The sequence below is a fragment of the Flavobacterium sp. genome (genome assembly GCF_044377315.1).
In the GTDB taxonomy this organism is placed as follows: Bacteria; Bacteroidota; Bacteroidia; order Flavobacteriales; family Flavobacteriaceae; genus Flavobacterium.
The window spans coordinates 33934-53406 of sequence record NZ_JBILJG010000010.1; the positions used below are offsets into that span (position 1 = coordinate 33934).

Sequence of the window (19473 nt, forward strand, 5' to 3'; positions counted from 1 at the left end):
TGATATTATTTTTCATAAATTACTTTAAAAAACCAGTAGATTTATGATAAAATATTTTTAAAAATGTATGTTATAACATTATTGTTAAACCTTAAAGTTTAGTCAATATCCATTTTGCAATTTTCTCCTCTAATAAATCTTTATCAATCGGTTTGGAAATATAATCATTCATACCAGCTTCTATACATTTTTCCTTTTCACCGACAACGGTTCCTGCTGTTAACGCTATTATTGGAATGTGATGACCTGTTGGTGTTTTTCTAATTTCAGATGTAGTCTCATAACCATTTAAGACAGGCATTTGAACATCCATTAAAATTAAATCTGGTTTTAAAATTGAAAATTTATTAATAGCATCTTTACCGTTTTCGGCTTCATATAGTGTTCCATTTGGAATGATTTGCTTTATAAAGGTTTTGGTTAGAAGCATATTTATTTTATTGTCTTCAACAATTAGAATTTTATAATTTTCTTGACCAAAATCAAATTTCTTTATTTTAGCTAACTCAATTTTTTTTATTTTTTTATTTGTAGAATTACTTGTTTTAAATACCACATCAAAAAAGAACTCACTTCCTTCTTTATGGGTACTATTTAGTTCAAGCTTGCTTCCCATTAATTCAAGCAATTGATTGGAAATGGACAAGCCTAATCCTGTTCCTCCAAATTTTCTTGTTGTAGAATTGTCTCCTTGCGAAAAAGCTTCAAATATTTTATCGAAAAATTCTTTTTTAATTCCTATACCAGAATCTTTAACTGAAAAACGAATTTTGTGTTCGCTTAAGTTTAGATTTTCTATCAATGAAATAGTTAGACTTACATAACCAGTATTTGTAAATTTTACCGCATTGCTTAATAAGTTTATTAATACTTGTTTCAGTCTTGTTGAATCTGTATAAATAGCGTTTGGAACTTCTTTTTGAATTTTAAATTTTAAATCTAAATTTTTTATATCTGATTGATATTTTACTAGACTAATTACCTGGTTAGTAAGTTCATCCAGATTACATTCGGTAATTTCAAGATCTAATTTACCTGCTTCAATTTTAGAAAAATCAAGAATATCATTAATAATTTCCATTAGAGATTGAGCCGATTGGCTGATGGTATTCATGTAATTTTTTTGAAGATCTTCAAGATTCGTACTCTTTAGTAAGTCTGTAAAACCTATAATACCATTAAGTGGAGTTCTTATTTCGTGACTCATATTGGCTAAAAAATCTGATTTTGCCTTGTTTGCAGCTTCGGCATATTCTTTAGCTTTGATAGCGTCTTCGTTAGTTTTTTTAGAAGTAATATCAAAATAAACGCCACCTATAAAGTCAACTTCGTTATTTTTTAAAATTACATCTCCAAATTCTTCTATCCATATATAGTTTCCATTTTTATGTTTTATTTGATATATTGAATGAAAAGGTTTTTTATTTTTAATACAATTTAGTTGATAACTAGTTGTTTCTTCTAATTGTGTTGGTAAAATTAAATCAACGAAATGTAGCTTATTAGTAATAAAATCATCTTTACAGTACCCTGTTAATTTTTCAATCTCATTGTTTACATATAGTTTAGTCGACTCTTCATCATATTTTGTTAAATAAATTGTACCAGGAATAGTTTCAGAAATTAATTTGAAACGTTTTTCACTTTCAATAATTATATTTTCAAATATATTTCTCTCAATAGCAAATGATATGTTGTTACTTATTGTATTTAAAATAGTTAACTCATCATTTGACCAATCTCTTTGTATGTCTGAATCGTCAAAAACTAATGTTCCATATAACTCATTATTTACAAAAATTGGAATAAAGAGTATCGATTTAATTTCTAATGATTCTAGGTAAGTTTTAAATTCAATATCATCAATATCCTTAACTAAGTTGTAATAATTATTTTTTTTCAGAATTTGTTTATGTGGCTCGCTTAGTTTACTATATGGTATTGTGCGATTTGGTTCATTCGATTCTTTTAAGTGTTTATTTTCTTTAGACCATCTATACTTTTGTATATATACTTCATTCGCAATATCGCTTTCAAAAAATGATAATCCACTTACTCCAAGTGTATTACCAATAGCATTAAAGGTTGTTTCAAATAGAATATCGTTGTTTTTATATCTAATAAACTGTTCTGTATTTTTTGCAACAACAGAAAGCAAATCACTTTTATAAGCAAGTTTTTTTTCGGCTAAAATTCTTTGATTTGTTTCAGTTACTACTGCTAAAAAGTCAGCTAATGAGCGGGCAAAACTTATATCTTCATTGTCCCAATCTTTAAATTTGGCTGTACATTCAAATGACAGTATTCCTACCATTTTACCTTCAAGATATATTGGTGTGTCTATCAATGAGCAAATATTTTCTTTTGGAAAATAGTCAACTATAAATTCTTTTAGATCTTCTGTACTATATACATTAGATGCTACAATTTGAATTTTATTTTCAAGCGATTCAAAATAATTTGGATAGTCTTTTTTTAAAAAAATTGTATCATATTCAAATTCATCTTTGTCATAATTATATAATCTTTTGCACTGTATTCTGTTTTCATAATTCTGCCAAAAACTTACTCTGTTTACATCAACTTTGATAGCTATAGTTTTTAATATTCTTTCTAAAATTATTTCAAAATTGATAGTTTTCGCATAACTTTTTGAAGATAAGTACTTAAAAGCCTCATTATAAATTTTTGCTTTTTTCTCTTTAATTTGTTTTTCAAATTCAATTTGTCTAATTTGAGTTATATCTCTTCCAATTACAGAATAACCTATAATTTTATTGAATTCATTTTTTTTGTATGATATATTTTGTGATAGCCATATTTCACTTCCATTTTTTGTAATAATAGGAAATTCCAGTGTTGGAAAACTTGTTACTTCTTTTGGTGTATTGTTATAAAAATCGTATATTTTTTCTTTATAATCTTCACGAATTAATTTTGTAAAATAAAATTGAAGTATTTCTTCAGAACTATATTCAATAACTTTCTCAAAATATTTATTGATGAATGTAAATTTTCCATATTTATCAAGCTCATAAATATAGTAGGAAGCATTTTCTACAATATTTTTATACTGATTTTGAAACATTATTTGCTCGGTTACATCTTGACCAATTCCAATAATGACATCATCTGAGAATTTTTTATCTTTCCATTGAATGTATTTATATCCCCCGTTTTTACACTTAAGCCTTCTAACATATAGACGATCATCTTTATAATTATCATGATATGCTTCTCCTATAAATTCTTCATCACCAGTAAGTTTCCAGTAATTTAAGCCCATTACTTCACTTGGCGAATAGCCTAAAAAATCTTTTATTTGTTCACTACAAAAAAAGACTTCACCTTTTCTATTAGTTACAATAGTTATAGAATTTCCCTTATTTACAATTTTATCATTAAACAAGAATTTATTTTGAGTTTCAAGCAATGTAACATGTCTAGCTAAGTGTACTGTGGTAATTACTAAAAATGAATTAAATAATATAATTACAAGATCATTTGGTATAATACCTTTGTTATAAATACTTATTGTAGAAACTAAAGTTATAAATATAAAAGTTAAATATTGTAAAATGTTTTTGAAAGCAAAGTAAGATAGAAAAAAAACAAGAATTAAACCAACATATGATACAAGTTCAAAAGGTTTAAATATAATATTATAACATACAAAAAGAAAGTAACTGATAAAACAAAAAATAAAAATTGAGCTTAATCTTTTAGAAACAAATTTATATTTTAATGCTATAAAATAGATTGAAATTAAAACTGCACCAACTATATAATTGATAATTAAAAGGCTTTTTTCTCTAACTTGAAATAATTCATTTATTGATTCAACAATTGGAAGTATAATTCCCAAAAAGAGTAAAAACAGTGAATATTGTTGCTCTTTTGGCTCATATTCTGAAAAGTTAGTTTTTAATTTTACTTTTAGTTGTTTTTTGATTACCATATATACCAATCCCACGATCAGTATCGAATTTATTATAAAAATAATCAAATTATCGGTTTTAGATAAATTGATAAATGATAAAGTTGAAATAGGATTCATAATAACTGCTTTCAAATATTTTAGTAAATTAGTAAATCTTTTTCAAATAATCAAAATCAATTTAACAAAAGAGCTATTATTTTTCTAAACAATAGAAATAGAGTTAGTTATAAAAAAAATAGGTGTTAAAAAACACCTATTTCATCTATTTCATCTTTGTTTTCAAGAGGAACAATATTCTTATAGACTATATAATATAGAGAAAAAAGGAATGGAATAGTAAAAATAATTCCTATACAAAGTGCAAAAATACCAAGCATAACAAATAAAAAGGAAACAATTATCAATGCTAACAGCAGTAAAGGTTTTTTTAGTACCAACCTACTACTCATTGTTATTGCTTCAAAAGCTTTTAGGTCTGAAAAAATGATTAATGGAATTGTTAAGAATGTTAAAAACGAAACTACATACGTAAGTACATTTCCTAAAAAAGGAACGCCAGCAAATTCTATTGTCATGCCTATACCTGTTCCAACAAGAGTAATTATTGAGGAAGAGATGAATAGTTCTTTGAAATGATTTGTTTTGAAGTAATCAAAAACATTGTTTATGCCAAATGGTTGATTGGTATCAGCTAAATAAGCCATTTTGATAAATCCAGCATTTATTGGACTTAATAAACCTGCAAAAATGGTTGAAAACACTATAAAACCAACTAATGCTGTATTTGTCATAAATTCAGGATTTAAACCCATTAGCGTTTCTGTATAGTCAGAAAACCCATAGATAATTCCAAAAATTGCAATTATAAATGCTACAAAAACTATCGAAACTAATAATAGTGCAACTCCGGCAATTCCCCATATTTTCTTAAAGTTGTCAAAGGTTTTTTCAAATACTAATCCAAAATCTAGTTCGAATCCTTCATTTGCAATTTTTTCAATTTTAGTATAATTTTTTTCCATATTTAGTAAGATGTTATTTGTTATAGAAATCCCCAACGAAATCCTGTATAAAAGTCGGCTTGTTTGCTATTTTTTTGATCTAATAATGAGGTAATTGCAGATCCTGAGCCTAAGTAAAATCCGCCAAGTCTAAAACCAAATCCAGCATTAAAACCAGATATTTCACTATCAGACAAAGGTACGTATGCTTCAAAAAAACCTAAATTAATTCTTGGAGTTACTGTAATATAATTTTGTGCTGTAATTTGATCATTATTAGCATCATCAGAAAGTTTTTGTTGGATAAAACCAGAAATGTATAGTTTAGAAACTAATTTTAAATCAGCATATGCTACAAATGTTGTTGGAAGTTTTACAACAAAGTCGGTTTTGTCTTGACTGTTTACTAAATAACCTTTTCTAGTTAAGGTACTTTCAATGTCACCTAATTTATCAATATTTTGTATTTCTGCTAAATTAAATCCTAATGGATTATCATTATTAGGATTTGAATCAGATAAATTTTGACGAATATCTAATTGATAATTAGTATTATAATTATTATCATCTTTAAACGTCATAGAACCAATATTTTTTATAGATGCTCCTATACTTAACTTGTATTTATTTTTACTTTTTACTACATCTAAAATACTTTTATCTTTTCGTTGGTAACTAACACCAATATCGCCAACAAAACCATTAAATCCGCCAAAAACAGATTTAGAGTAATCACTAAAATCGGTAAAACTGTTAGCTAAGTTTCCAGAATAGGAAATATTTAGTCCAGCTGTAGCATTGTTTAAATATAAATCATTCCCAACTTTAGTTATTGTTCCTTTGAAAGCAGATAAACCAACATTAGAGTAGGAACCAGGAAACATTAACTTCATAGTAGCACCAACACTAAACTTGTTATTTTCACTATCTAATATTGTTCTAGCCAAAGATAAACCTACTTCACCCCAAGTTGTACCTACAACTCTCTGATTATTTGGATAATTAATTGTTGTGCTCAAACCACTTGAAATGACATCATTTATCAATGCATCTCCAAGATTGGCATCTACATTAACAACATTTAGTTTACCATTGGCTTTTGTCGAAACTCCAAATCCCCATTTTCCAATTTTCAATCCAACACTTGGACCATATATTTCAGCATCTAATCTTGCATTTACAGCTTCACCAGGAGCAAAAAGAATTTTTTCAAGATTTTTTCCAGAAATAATATCTTCAAATCCTATTTTGTTATTGGAAGCATTAATACTGAATCCATATAAGTTAACTTCAATTTTTTTGGTAGCATTAGCAAATTCAGCTGGATTCATTGCGCTAGACAATAGCCCACCTCTGCTTGATGTGGTTAGTCCAGCAAAATGTTCTTGCGAAAATCCTACTGATGAAATTATGAAAAGTCCAATAATGATTATTTTTTTCATACCTATTTATTTTTTTGATTATAACAAAGATATATTTTTTTGGTATTTAAAAAATAGTTAAACAACTATATTTTTATATTGAACTCCATATTGAATCAGATGGAACAGGAGCAACAACCTCAATTTTTTCTTTAGAAACAGGATGAACGAATGCTAATTTTCTTGCATGAAGATGAATTCCACCATCTGGATTGCTTCTATCAAATCCATATTTTAAATCACCTTTAATCGGACAACCAATAGCTTGAAGTTGAGCACGAATTTGATGATGACGCCCCGTATGTAAATGAACTTCAAGAACGAAATAATTGTTTAATTCTTTGATTATTTTATAATCTAATGAGGCGATTTTACTTTCAGGAACTTCTTTTAAATGTGCTTTTGAAGAATTATTTTTTTCATTTCTTTTTAGAAAATGAACAAGTTTATCATCCGTTTTAGGTGGTTTATTTTTGACAACTGCCCAATAGGTTTTTTGGGTTTCTCTTTCGCTAAACATTTTGTTTAAACGTTCAAGAGCCTTACTTGTCTTAGCAAAAACAACAATTCCAGTTGTGGGTCTGTCTAATCTATGAACAACACCCAAAAAGACATCACCAGGTTTGTTGTATTTATCTTTGATATATTCTTTTACTATATCAGAAAGCGGTTTATCTCCAGTTTTATCACCTTGCACAATATCTCCAACACGTTTGTTAATCACAATTATATGATTGTCTTCGTGAAGAATTTGAAGATTATTTTTATTTGAAACTATTTTTTCTGCCAAAATTATTATTCACTAATTACTATTCACTAATTACTAGTATTGTTCATTCGCATTCGGAAAGTCTTGACTTTTTACATCTGTAACATAACTTTCTATTGCCTTAGTCATTTGATTATATAAATCTAAATAGCGTCGCAAAAATCTTGGACTAAATTCGTTGTTCATTCCTAACATATCGTGAATTACAAGAACTTGACCGTCAACACCACCGCCAGCACCAATTCCGATTACAGGAATCGAAATATTTTTTGCTACTTTTTCGGCTAAATGTGCAGGAATTTTTTCTAAAACCAAAGCAAAACAACCTAATTTTTCTAATAATTTGGCATCTTCCATTAATTTTTCGGCTTCAGCATCTTCTTTAGCACGAACTGTGTAAGTTCCAAATTTATATATAGATTGTGGTGTTAACCCCAAATGTCCCATGACAGGAATTCCTGCATTAAGTATTTTTTTTATTGAATCTTTAATTTCACTTCCACCTTCCAATTTTACAGCATGTCCACCAGATTCTTTCATGATTCTTATAGACGAACGCAAGGCTTCTTTTGGATCAGATTGATAGCTTCCAAAAGGTAAATCGACCACAACCAAAGCGCGTTCAATGGCACGAACTACACTTGAAGCATGGTAAATCATTTGATCTAGTGTAATTGGTAAAGTCGTTTCGTGTCCAGCCATAACATTACTTGCTGAATCTCCAACAAGAATAACATCTACGCCTGCATTGTCAACGATTTTTGCCATGGTAAAATCATAAGCTGTTAACATTGAAATTTTCTCACCATTGGCTTTCATTTCAATCAATGATTTGGTTGTAATTCGTTTGTAATCTTTTTTAGATACTGACATGAATATTAGATTTTAAATTTCAAATATTATTTTTAATGGTGTAAAAGTAATAAAATCGATTAGTTTTGTAATAAATAGAATTAAAAATATACTAATATATACAAAATTACAAATTTGTTCAAAAATGAAAAAAACAATAGTTCTACTATTAATTATTTTTACTAGTTATATTCAAGCACAAAATCAAGAAATTCAGAAAGTTATTGAAACTTTTTTTGAAGGTTTTCATGCTAAAGATACTGTTAAAATGAAATCAGTTTGTTCAGATAAAATCATTCTTCAATCTATTATGGAAAATGCAAAAGACGCTAAATTATCAGATGAATCAGCTAATGAGTTCTACCATTCTATTGCATCAATTCCGAATGATTTTAAATTTGAAGAAAAAATAGTAAATTATTCCATTCAAGTAGATGGAACTATGGCTCATGTTTGGACGCCTTATGAGTTTTATATTGATGGAAAATTTAGTCATTCGGGGGTAAATGCTTTTATACTTTTTAAAGAAAATGGTAGTTGGAAAATTATTTATTGCATTGATACTAGAAGGAAATAATTCATGAAAAAAGCACTCACAATTTTAGCGCTACTTATTTTTAGTCAACTATTTTCTCAAGAAAAAAGCGAACTTAAAACCACTTTTTCAGGATTTGTAGAAACATACTATTCCTATGATTTTAATCAACCATTAACCGATGCAAAATTGCCATTTATGTACAATTACAATCGTCATAATGAGTTTAATATCAATATTGGATTACTACGTGCAAAGGTGGAATATGAAAATGCTTATGCAGTACTATCTTTGCAATCAGGAACTTATGTTGACGATAATTATGTCAACGAAAAGATAAAATATCTAAACGAAGCCTATGTTGGTTTGTATCTTGATAAATCAAAAAAACAATCTGTAGAAGTTGGAATTTTACCAAGTTATTTAGGATTTGAATCATCAACAACGGCAACTAATTTAACCTTAACACGTTCTATTTTAGCTGAAAATTCGCCTTATTTTATGACAGGTGTAAAGTACAATTACAAACCATCAGATAAATGGAATTTTGCTGCTTTATTAACCAATGGTTGGCAACGAATCAACAAACCTCAAAAAGATGTTTCGCCTTCATTTGGAACTCAAATTATTTATAAATCATCTACAAATTCAACTTTAAATTGGAGCACTTTCGTAGGAAAAGAGTTTAATGGAATTGATTATACTATGCGTTATTTCAGTAATTTATATTTTGATAAAAAATGGAATGACAAATGGAGAACTATTGTAGGTTTTGATTATGGTTTACAAGATTTGAGTTCAAAAAACAATACCTCTGCATCGTGGTTAAGTCCTGTTTTTATTGCCCAATATTCAATAAATCCAAAATGGCAAACGGCATTTAGAACCGAATATTACCAAGATGAAAAGAATGTGATTATTGACATAAATGACGAATTTAAAACTCTTGGTTTCTCTTTAAATTTGGATTATTTACCCAATTCAAAGTTAAAATTAAGAATCGAAGCTCGTTACTTTGATAGCAAGAAAGAAGTATTTGCTAAAGGTTCTGATTTAGTTAATTCAAATTTCTTTTTGACAACTAGTTTGAGTTTTGAGTTTTAAGTTGTTAATTTTCAAGCACTAAAACTCGTAATTTTGGAACAATAATTCAAAATTGTATAATTTTTTTGAAGATTTGAATTTAGTTTTACCGTAATCTTTTAAATAGAAAAATTATAGAAATCAAGATTTATGTTCTCGAAAAATCAATAACAAACAAATTAGTGCATTTTTGATTCCAGTAAATGATGAAAACCTTACAGTTTTAGCTATGAATTCATAAATGGAAGTTGGTAAAAATGAAATTATAAAACTGCAATCAAAGAAATGGTAATAACCTAACTACAACTACTTTATTTTAAATCTACGTGTAAATTTTATTTAATAATTCCTTCAATGGCAATAGCATTCAATGATTTTAGTAAAATTTTCCCATTTTTATCAATTAAGAAAAACTTCGGATTTGAATATGAATTAAAATCTTCTTGATACGCTTTTTTAGGATCAACAGATTTTAAATTTAACCAGTTTGAAATATTTTTTTCCAACACAAACTGTTCCCATTTTGATTCGTCAGTGTCATTTAATATTGAAATTAATTTTATTTTTTTGGTAGGATATTTGTTTTTTATGTTTTCAAATGCTGCTTGTGCTTGTGGCATTGTAACCTCGCAATGATGACAAGTTGGACTGAAAAAAGCTATAAAAGTATAGTCGTTTTCAGGATAAATTTTTGAAAGAGTATAGGAAGTTGAATCTTTATCAATCATTGTAAAGTCAGGAATTTTTGAATTCATTGGATTCTTTAAAATAGAAAGATATGTGTTGTTATTTTTGTTTTTATCTGAATCTGAGAAATTATTACACTTATCAACTTCAATATAATTTTTATATAAATGAATATAAGAGCTTTCTAAATTTTCAGATTCATAATAACTCAAGTTAGACACAAGCCATTTAGTATAAATTTTATAATTCATTGATGAACAAGGAATTCCTTTCAATAATAAATCAATACTTTTAGTATAATTTTCGTTGTTTATTGGTAAACTTCTTATGTAATTATAAAGTAGTTTGTAAATGTTTGGCAATAAAAATATTCGTTTATCATTTTTGTCAATTGAAGCAAAGAAATCATTGCGATATTTTAGCTGACTTTCAATATCTTTTGGATTGGATTCATTGATTTTGTTTTCAATTTTAAAAAATAAATTTAAAATTGAATTTGGATATTTTTTAAGAATATTTGAACGTAAATTTATCTTTTCTTCTTTACTAAGTTTGTCAGAGTTAAGCTGAAAATCAATAAAATCTTTATTTATATTTTTTGATAAGCATGAAATATTGGTGATTTTGGTATCTATTGAAAGTTCAATTTTTGAGCCATTGTCAAGTGCAATTTGGATTGCATCATTTTGAGATTTAAGTTTGATAAAATAAATGGCTCCAATAATCTTTTTCGTTACTTTGAATACAACTCTTTGCTCATTTTCTGAAATTGATATACTATCTGCTATTACTTTTTTCTTGGTTATATCATATAAATAATAAAGTTGAAGTTTTTCGTCTTTTAAATTTTTAGTAGTAAGAACAACTTCATAACCATCTGTATTTGCCAATTTTTTAATTGCTTTTTTTTGAGAATATGAAGAAAAAATACAAGTTAAAAATGATACTAAAAGTATTTGAATATTTTTTTTCATTTTTTAATAATTTATATTTCACTAACAATCAGCTACATTCACCGCAACTGCCAAACCACCTTCTGAAGTTTCCTTATATTTAGAATTCATGTCTTTAGCGGTTTGCCACATGGTATTGATAACTTTATCCAAAGGAACTTTAGCATTTTTCGCATCGGTTTCCATGGCTAATTCTGCTGCATTTATTGCTTTAATTGCTCCCATTGTATTTCTTTCAATACACGGAATTTGAACCAAACCACCAATAGGATCACAAGTTAAACCTAGATGATGTTCCATTGCAATTTCAGCTGCCATTTGTACTTGATCTGGAGTTCCACCCATAACTTCACACAACGCTGCTGCTGCCATGGCACTAGAAACTCCAATTTCTGCCTGACAACCACCCATTGCTGCTGAAATTGTAGAACCTTTTTTGAAAATACTTCCAATTTCTCCAGCAACCATCAAAAATTGTTTAATTTCTTTATCACTAGCTTCGTGATTTTCAATGGTTAAATAATACATTAATACTGCTGGAATAACACCAGCACTTCCATTAGTAGGTGCTGTTACAACTCTTCCTAAAGCCGCATTTACTTCATTAACGGCTAAGGCAAAACACGAAACCCATTTTAGAATTTGTCTAAATTTAACTTCTGTTTTTCTAATAGTTTCCAGCCATTCTTGAGGATTATTATAATTAGATAAACCTATCAAACCTTGGTGCATATCAAAAGCTCTTCGACGAACATTTAATCCGCCAGGTAAAATTCCTTCGCTGTGGCAACCAATGTACATGCATTCTAGCATGGTATTCCAAATGCGCATTAATTCGTTATGAATTTCGTCTTCCGAACGCATAGATTTTTCGTTGTCATAAACAACTTCTGATATTTTTCTGTTTTGAGCGGTGCAATAATCCAATAATTCTTTTGCATTCTGAATTGGATAAGGAAAAGCACACTTTATTTGAAGTTTCTTTTTGGCATTCGCACGTTCTTCTTTTACTACAAATCCGCCACCAATAGAGTAGAAGGTTGAGGTGTACTCTTTTTTAGAAGTAAAAGCTGTAAACATCATTCCGTTAGCATGAAAAGGTAAAAAGTTTTTATTGAAAACAATATCTTTTTCAAAATCAAATGGAATTAAAAACTGATTTCCTAAGTTGAGTTGATGCGTATTTTTTATAGAAGTTATGATTTTATCAATATTTTCAACAGGAATATATTCAGGATCTTGACCGCTCAAACCTAACATAACAGCCAAGTCTGTTGCATGACCAATGCCAGTTAATGATAGTGAACCATATAAATCAACTTTGACGCGAGTGGTTGTGTTGAGAATATTTTCATGATTTAATTCTGCCAAAAATCGTTCTGCAGCACGCCAAGGTCCAAGTGTGTGCGAACTCGATGGTCCAACACCAATTTTTAACATATCAAAAACCGAGATGCATTCTTCCATAAAGAAAAGTTTAATTTGAAAGACAAATATAAATGAATAACTGAAAAATAAATAGTTTTGTTGGTATATAAATATGAATTTGATAATTTTCAACAGAATCTTTATACATTCAACTTAGTATTTGTTCTCTGAAAATGTCAGTTTGTCATATAAATAACTGTCATTTTTCTCTAAAACTGACAATTAATTCTCTTTTTGGCTATGGCATAATCATTGCTTTTAGTCAGGCAAGTTACAAAATTGAATTTTCTAAAATTAATTAAATATAAAAATGGGAAAAATAATTGGAATTGATTTAGGTACGACTAACTCATGCGTTTCTGTAATGGAAGGACAAGAAGCTGTTGTAATCCCTAACTCTGAAGGAAAAAGAACAACGCCTTCAATCATTGCATTTGTAGAAGGTGGCGAAATCAAAGTAGGTGATCCTGCTAAAAGACAAGCCGTTACTAATCCAACAAAAACGATTGCATCTATCAAACGTTTTATGGGACACACTTTTTCTGAAACTACTGATGAAGCAAAAAGAGTTCCTTATTCAGTTGTAAAAGGTGATAACAATACACCACGTGTTGATATCGATGGTCGTTTATATACTGCTCAAGAATTGTCAGCTATGACACTTCAAAAAATGAAGAAAACTGCTGAAGACTATTTAGGTCAAACAGTTACAGAAGCAGTTATTACTGTTCCTGCTTACTTTAATGATGCGCAACGTCAAGCTACAAAAGAAGCTGGTGAAATTGCAGGTCTTAAAGTAATGAGAATTATCAACGAACCAACTGCTGCAGCTTTAGCTTACGGTTTAGATAAAAAAGGACAAGATCAAAAAATTGCGGTATATGATTTAGGTGGTGGTACTTTTGATATTTCTATCCTTGAATTAGGAGATGGAGTTTTTGAGGTATTATCTACAAATGGGGATACTCACTTAGGTGGAGATGATTTTGACCAAACTATCATTGATTGGTTGGCAGATGAATTCAAAGCTGAAGAAGGAATTGATTTACGTCTTGACCCAATGTCATTACAAAGAATTAAAGAAGCGGCTGAAAAAGCTAAAATCGAGTTGTCATCTTCTGCTGAAACAGAAATCAACTTGCCTTATGTAACGGCTACTGCTTCAGGACCAAAACACTTAGTTAAAAAATTATCAAGAGCTAAATTTGAGCAATTATCAGATTCTTTAGTAAAACGTTCAATGGAACCAGTTGCTAAAGCTTTGAAAGATGCGGGTTTATCTACTTCAGATATTGACGAAGTTATCTTAGTTGGTGGTTCTACAAGAATGCCAAGAATTGCTGACGAAGTTGAAAAATTCTTCGGTAAAAAAGCTTCTAAAGGTGTAAATCCTGATGAGGTTGTGGCAATCGGAGCAGCTATTCAAGGTGGTGTTTTGTCTGGAGATGTAAAAGATGTATTGTTACTTGACGTAACGCCTCTTTCTTTAGGTATCGAAACTATGGGTGGTGTAATGACCACATTAATTGAGTCTAACACTACAATTCCAACTAAAAAATCTCAAATATTCTCTACAGCTGCAGATTCGCAACCAACTGTTGAACTTCACGTTCTTCAGGGTGCAAGAGCAATGGCTGCTGATAACAAAACTATCGGACGTTTCAACTTGGATGGTATTCCACCAGCACCAAGAGGGGTTCCTCAAATTGAAGTTACTTTTGATATTGACGCTAATGGTATCATCAAAGTTTCTGCAACTGATAAAGGAACTGGTAAATCACACGATATCCGTATAGAAGCTTCTTCTGGATTAACAGCTGAAGAAATCGAAAAAATGAAAAAAGATGCTGAAGCAAATGCCGACGCTGATAGAATTGCTAAAGAGAGAGCTGAAAAATTGAACGAAGCTGACAGTATGATTTTCCAAACTGAAAGTCAATTGAAAGAATTGGGAGATAAATTATCTGACGATCATAAAACAGCAATTGAATATGCATTAACCGAATTAAGAATGGCACACCAATCACAAGATTTAGAAGCGATTCAAAAAGGTTTAGACAATGTAAATGCGGCTTGGAAAACAGCTACAGAAGCAATGTATGCTCAAGGAGATCAAGCCGCTCAAGGACAACCTGCTCAACCACAAGGTGAAGCACAAGGTGACAATGTTCAAGACGTTGATTATGAAGAAGTCAAATAATTAGATGATTTTCAATTAGAAAATTAATTTTTATAGAAAACCGAGTTAGCATTAACTCGGTTTTTTTATGAATAGTATCCAAAAAAAAACTAAATATTAGTTTGAAGTTTTTCATACTTATTGTGTATGAATAAAATTATAATTCCAAATACTACTGATAAAACCAATAAAATTACATTCAAAATTCCTTCGGTATTAAAGGATAGTTTAATCATAATTGTAGAGATAATAAAGCCTGAATTTCTAATAACAGTACTAAACTTGTCAGAATGTAAAAACGAAAATAGCAAAATTAAAACATCTACTAAAATTAGAATAGTAAAAAAATCTTCAAAGAAAATTTTATTTATATCTTCAAATTTGTAAACTAAAGCATTTACCGAAAAGAAACTTTTTTGTATCCAATTTATAAAACTATATAAAGATAGAAACAATAAAACAGGTATTAAAAATGAAGCAATTCTTATTTTAGTTAGAATAAATCTTTCTATTTTTTCGTTACTAACTATATTCTTTTTTTGCAAATCGCTTAATCTGTAAAAAATAAAAATTAGAAAAAACAAAACTACTACCGCTACAATATCATATAAAAAAATTAAATCGTACTTAACAGCAAACCAATTGCTGGTTAATTCTAAATTAGAAATGTCTTTAAAAATTCTTCTAATAATAATTAATAAAATAATTTCATATTGTTTACCTATATATATAGTAGTTGATTTTGGAAGATAATAAACTAATAAATATACTTCATAAATAAGTATAAATGAAAAAGGGGTATAAATAGCAGCTATAGGATTGTTGAATAATTTTGTAACTAATTCAAGATGTATAAAATCAAGTTTATTTAGAAAAATTAACATCAAATGAACTATAAAAGCAAAAATAGAAATGTAAATAATTACATGTTCACTTTTGTCTTTAAACTTTTCATTTAAAAAAAAATTGAATAACGAATGTATTTTCTTCATAAACATAATTTTTATTCAATAAATAATAATTGTTAACCCTAAATATATTTATTGTTTGTTATTAAACTTTCTAATCATATTAAAAATAACGGCTACATGAGGAAAAGTAATAGCAGCTAAAAAGGAAAAAAACAATGCGTTGAATATTTTTTCATCTTTAAATAGTAAATAGAGAAATGCAATGCCAAATAATGAAGCTATCCAAAATACAATTCCTGATTTTATATACTTTTTTAAATTTGAAAAATTAAATTCTGAGTATAAAAACTCAATTTGATTTATAATTGATGGAACACTATGCCATAAAACAAAATAAATAGCAAATCCCCATATCAAACTTGACGAAATGAAAATTATAGAAAAGACTACTAAATAAAAGCTTTCAAGTAATAGTAGATTTCTTATTTCAACTATTTTAATATATAAGTATAAAAGCATACTTATAAAAAGAAACCCAACTCCTTTTAAAAGTAAATCAAAATATGACTTTGAGATTGTAATTGATGAAATTTCGAAAATAATAGATTGAACTTCTTTTTGATGAAAATTAAATAAAATAAGTAGTAACGTAATACCGTAGGTTAATTGAAATAATGTTACAAAATATTTATTTACATAATTCTCTAAATTTTGCCACTGTTGCTCTCCAAAATGATAAGCACTCACAAGAATAAATAGAAGTAATGCAATAAATGGAATTTTATAAAAACACACTATACCAATTAATACTACAATAATATAATAGCTCATTATTTTGTAGTAAGAAACTTTCTTTTTTTCACTGTTTAATCTTTGAATCAGTTTCAAATCATTTGCTCCATGAAGAATTCCTAAAGAAAATATCAGCGTAAATCCTATTAAAATCTGAATTTTTTCTGAAAAAAAGGAATCTATCCACAAACAAAAGAAACTAATTAAAATTACTACATGTTTATATTTATACATAAACAAATGTTAAATTTATATTTATTTTACAAAAATATTGAAAATAATTTAAAAAACGCATTTTATTTTTTTATTAATTTTATATATTTGTTAAATAAAATTTTTATTAACCCCAAAAAACAACTAAAATTTATGTCAAACTTTATGTTACTTTCTAGTTTAGTTTCAAGAATGTTACCAAATGATTATGTTGGTTTCACATTTTTTGTAGGATGCATGGCAATGATGGCCGCATCAGCTTTTTTCTTTTTATCATTAAGTCAATTTGATAAAAAATGGAGAACTTCAGTCTTGGTTTCAGGATTGATTACTTTTATTGCCGCAGTGCATTATTTTTACATGCGTGACTATTGGGCATCTTTTCAAGAATCCCCAACGTTCTTCCGTTATGTAGACTGGGTATTAACCGTTCCATTAATGTGTTTGGAATTTTACCTTATACTTAAAGTTGCGGGTGCTAAATCTTCATTACTTTGGAAAATGATTTTTTATTCACTAGTAATGTTAGTTACCGGATACTTCGGTGAAGCTGTTGACCCTGCTAATGCTTGGCTATGGGGATTAGTTTCTGGAATAGCTTACTTTGCAATTGTGTATGAAATTTGGATGGGTGAAGCCTCTAAATTAGCTAAATCTGCTGGAGGAGCAGTTTTAGAGTCACATAAAATTTTATGCTGGTTTGTATTAGTTGGTTGGGCAATATATCCACTAGGTTATATGCTAGGAACTGATGGTTGGTACACAGGAATTTTAGGAAAAGGTAATGTAGATGTTGCTTACAATATCGCAGATGCTATAAACAAGATAGGTTTTGGATTGGTTATTTATAATCTAGCCGTTAAATCTTCTAAAGAATAGTTTTATTCAGTTTTATTGATTATAAACCGTCCTATTTTTAGGACGGTTTTCTTTTTTATATTTACAATAGATATTGTATATTAGCCATAATTATTTTAACTAAATATGAAAAACGGAATTTACATAGTAGCCTTTTTGGTTTGTCTAACAAGTTTTGGTCAAAAAAAGAAAAGTGCTACACCAAAAGCTACTGCTGGATTAGCAAAAGTTGATAACCTCATTGCCGAAGTCAAAAACGGAAACTTTCAAGTATCTATTACTGAAAAAGGAAAAGAAGTAGATGCCATAATTGTAAAAAGTGCTGACAAATCGTTTGAACCAACAGGTTGTAAAATAACTTCTTTTAAAACAAGTAGCATTTCTTTGTACTTACTTTCTTGGCAAGAAAAAACAAATACTAAAACGCCAACAAAAACCGAAGATATTTTAACTATTTATACAAAAGTATATGATATTACCTCCAAAAAAGAAGTGTTTTCAAATTATCAAATCACGAATAATATAACCGAACAAGTTTTTCTTGACAAAAACAAAACCGTTTCTGAAACACAAAACAAAATTAGAAGAGAAGGTTTTGAATTTACTTTAAATCCTGATGGTTCGATTACTCAAAAAAGTAAAAACCAAGAAAATAAATGGGTTTATGATGCTACTAAAAAAGAATATTTAGATGCAAAAAAGAAAAAATAAAAAGTAAATTTACAACAAATTCGCAAATTTAATTTTCAGTATTTTTAATTTGCGAATTTGCGGTTTTATTATTTGTTGATTCTTATCTCAAACATTTTATCCCAATTTTTACCAGTAACAAATAATGTTTTGGTTTTAGAATTATAGGCTATACCATTAAATTCATCTGTGTCAGGAAGTTGAGTTCTCAAACTTAATAATTTGCTAAAATCTAAAATTCCTTCAACTTTTCCTGTTGCAGGGTCAATAATAATTACCGCTTGTTTTCCGTAAATATTACTGTAGATTTTTCCATCAATCCATTCCATTTCATTTATACTTGGAATTTTTGTGGTTGAAGAGTAAACATTTACAAAATCAAGTTGCTTAAAAGTGGCAGGATCTAAAATATGAATTCGCTCTGAACCATCATTCATATATAAGTTTTTGCCATCTGTTGTCAATCCCCAGCCTTCCATAGTTTTAAAGTAAGGAAATGTTTTTTCTTTCACAAAAGTATCAGCATTGTAAACATAAGCTTCATTATTTTGATAAGTCAATTGGTACACTTTATTATTCAAAATGGTAATTCCTTCTCCAAAAATGTTTTCAGGAAGCTCAATTTTTTTATACACTTTTCCTGTTTTATAATCCGTTTTTCTCAAACTTGAAATGCCCTTTTCTCCTGATGATCTTCCAGCACCATTTCCTGTTCCTTCATAAAGAGTATCTCTGTAAAATTCTAGACCTTGCGTATATGCGGCTGTATCATGCGGATAGGTGTTTACAATTGTATAGCTTAGCAATTTTGGTTCAATATTTGAAACAACTTCAATCCTAGTAGAATCTTGCTCAATTTCTCCATCAAAATAGGTTGATGCTTTTATACTATGATAACCTAATTTTTGATCTTTTAATTCAAATGAAAATTTAGCAGTTCCTTTACTTGAACCAATTATAACGTCATCCATATTATAAACAACACTATCAATTTTTTCCGATTTTGGATTCAAAATTTCTAATGAAAGTTGGTCTTTTTGGAAGTATTGTGCCTTTAATGCATTTTCATTTATGCTAAACAAATCTTCTTTCTCATCATTACAACTTGCAACAAAAACGGCTAATAAAATGATTACTAATAGGTTATAATTTTTCATTTAT

At 28.4% G+C, this 19473-nt stretch carries 15 protein-coding genes; 5 read left to right on the top strand and 10 right to left on the bottom strand.

What is annotated here, in order from left to right:
• Positions 1-91 precede the first annotated feature (91 nt).
• The 5 genes from ACIQ66_RS04655 to panB all read right to left on the bottom strand — a co-directional run bounded on the left by ACIQ66_RS04655 (position 92) and on the right by panB (position 8004).
• Positions 92-4072, bottom strand: a complete 3981-nt coding sequence (locus ACIQ66_RS04655; protein ID WP_396211642.1) for a PAS domain S-box protein — start codon at positions 4070-4072, stop codon at positions 92-94.
• A gap of 110 nt (positions 4073-4182) precedes the next feature.
• Entirely contained in the window at positions 4183-4962 is a 780-nt protein-coding gene (locus tag ACIQ66_RS04660) for a hypothetical protein (RefSeq protein WP_396211643.1), read from the bottom strand.
• A 20-nt stretch (positions 4963-4982) separates the two neighbouring features.
• Positions 4983-6383: a hypothetical protein gene (locus ACIQ66_RS04665; RefSeq protein ID WP_396211644.1), complete on the bottom strand. Its 1401-nt coding sequence runs from the start codon at positions 6381-6383 to the stop codon at positions 4983-4985.
• 73 nt (positions 6384-6456) lie between these two features.
• The gene (locus tag ACIQ66_RS04670) at positions 6457-7152 is read right to left on the bottom strand and encodes an RluA family pseudouridine synthase (RefSeq protein WP_396211645.1); all 696 of its coding nucleotides are present in this window, start codon (positions 7150-7152) and stop codon (positions 6457-6459) included.
• Positions 7153-7185: 33 nt separating this feature from the next.
• Positions 7186-8004, bottom strand: a complete 819-nt coding sequence (gene panB / locus ACIQ66_RS04675; protein ID WP_396211646.1) for a 3-methyl-2-oxobutanoate hydroxymethyltransferase — start codon at positions 8002-8004, stop codon at positions 7186-7188.
• 124 nt (positions 8005-8128) lie between these two features.
• On the opposite strand from panB, the gene ACIQ66_RS04680 reads away from it, so the two are divergent.
• Both ACIQ66_RS04680 and ACIQ66_RS04685 read left to right on the top strand, forming a co-directional pair.
• Entirely contained in the window at positions 8129-8560 is a 432-nt protein-coding gene (locus tag ACIQ66_RS04680; protein ID WP_396211647.1) for a nuclear transport factor 2 family protein, read from the top strand.
• 3 nt (positions 8561-8563) lie between these two features.
• Positions 8564-9622, top strand: coding sequence for a porin (locus ACIQ66_RS04685; protein WP_396211648.1), 1059 nt, complete (start codon positions 8564-8566; stop codon positions 9620-9622).
• Between the two features lie 314 nt (positions 9623-9936).
• Here ACIQ66_RS04685 and ACIQ66_RS04690 read toward each other — a convergent pair whose 3' ends face one another.
• Both ACIQ66_RS04690 and ACIQ66_RS04695 read right to left on the bottom strand, forming a co-directional pair.
• Entirely contained in the window at positions 9937-11262 is a 1326-nt protein-coding gene (locus ACIQ66_RS04690) for a TlpA family protein disulfide reductase (RefSeq protein ID WP_396211649.1), read from the bottom strand.
• 21 nt (positions 11263-11283) lie between these two features.
• On the bottom strand, positions 11284-12708 hold the full coding sequence (locus ACIQ66_RS04695; RefSeq protein WP_396211650.1) for an L-serine ammonia-lyase: 1425 nt from the start codon (positions 12706-12708) through the stop codon (positions 11284-11286).
• Positions 12709-12979: 271 nt separating this feature from the next.
• On the opposite strand from ACIQ66_RS04695, the gene dnaK reads away from it, so the two are divergent.
• Entirely contained in the window at positions 12980-14869 is a 1890-nt protein-coding gene (dnaK, locus tag ACIQ66_RS04700; RefSeq protein WP_396211651.1) for a molecular chaperone DnaK, read from the top strand.
• 89 nt (positions 14870-14958) lie between these two features.
• On the opposite strand, the gene ACIQ66_RS04705 is transcribed toward dnaK, so the two are convergent.
• Complete coding sequence (locus tag ACIQ66_RS04705) at positions 14959-15840, bottom strand: hypothetical protein (RefSeq protein WP_396211652.1); 882 nt, start codon at positions 15838-15840, stop codon at positions 14959-14961.
• Between the two features lie 48 nt (positions 15841-15888).
• The gene (locus tag ACIQ66_RS04710; protein ID WP_396211653.1) at positions 15889-16785 is read right to left on the bottom strand and encodes a Brp/Blh family beta-carotene 15,15'-dioxygenase; all 897 of its coding nucleotides are present in this window, start codon (positions 16783-16785) and stop codon (positions 15889-15891) included.
• 132 nt (positions 16786-16917) lie between these two features.
• Here ACIQ66_RS04710 and ACIQ66_RS04715 point away from each other — a divergent pair, with 132 nt between their 5' ends.
• Positions 16918-17643 (top strand): bacteriorhodopsin-like, encoded by a 726-nt coding sequence (locus tag ACIQ66_RS04715; RefSeq protein ID WP_396211654.1) that lies wholly within the window; start codon positions 16918-16920, stop codon positions 17641-17643.
• Positions 17644-17748: 105 nt separating this feature from the next.
• Positions 17749-18333, top strand: coding sequence for a hypothetical protein (locus tag ACIQ66_RS04720; protein ID WP_396211655.1), 585 nt, complete (start codon positions 17749-17751; stop codon positions 18331-18333).
• Positions 18334-18401: 68 nt separating this feature from the next.
• Here the strand turns inward: ACIQ66_RS04720 and ACIQ66_RS04725 are convergent, their stop codons facing one another.
• Positions 18402-19469 carry a glutaminyl-peptide cyclotransferase gene (locus ACIQ66_RS04725; protein ID WP_396211656.1) on the bottom strand — a complete coding sequence of 356 codons (1068 nt, stop codon included), beginning with the start codon at positions 19467-19469 and terminating at the stop codon, positions 18402-18404.
• Positions 19470-19473: the final 4 nt, after the last annotated feature.